Origin of the sequence: Legionella sheltonii, from assembly GCF_026191355.1 — a bacterium.
Taxonomy (GTDB): Bacteria; Pseudomonadota; Gammaproteobacteria; order Legionellales; family Legionellaceae; genus Legionella; species Legionella sheltonii.
Genome location: NZ_JAPHOQ010000055.1, coordinates 1 through 580 on the forward strand (window position 1 = coordinate 1; position 580 = coordinate 580).

The window sequence follows — 580 nt, forward strand, 5'->3', positions numbered from 1 at the left end:
TACGTATTTAAGAAACAAAGGCAGTAAACGCTTACATTGCTTTGCTGTCCGATGCTTTTTCATCAGGAGTCGATGGAGACGTTGCTTAAAGTGATAGATAGCCGCAATTGCTGGCTGGTGCTGTAAATAGCTGGCTCTTCTATTTAATCGTTTTATCGTTAAATTGGCTTCATTCGTTCTTAATGCAGCTAATAGACCACGTTGATACTTTATTTGAGGGTCAATCTGTTGATAAGTCTGGAGGCTCATCTGATTCAACAAGCGAATCACATGGAAACGGTCAGCCACTATCTTTGCATTAGGAAAATAACGTCTTATTAATAAGCGATAGCTGCTGCTTAAATCAATACACACAACAAGCACTTTATCCCGCCCCTCTAAGGTCTTGAGATAGCTCTCTAAGTCTTTAGCACTACGCCCTTCAACCACATCAAAGATTTTGTGCTTGGCTAAATCACAAAAGGTTGTCGCATACCCAACCTTTCTATTAAATGAATGCTCATCAAGGCCTAATATCCGAGGACAAGAGCGTCTCGATATCTTTTTATAACGGAGCTCATAACCATAGTGATACCAACGC

Annotated in this window: 1 protein-coding gene; it reads right to left on the bottom strand. The window is 40.5% G+C overall.

Translation table 11 applies throughout. The features are described 5' to 3' along the window. On the bottom strand, nt 1-580 hold a 580-nt coding region (locus OQJ26_RS19340; RefSeq protein WP_265705293.1), incomplete at both ends, for a transposase.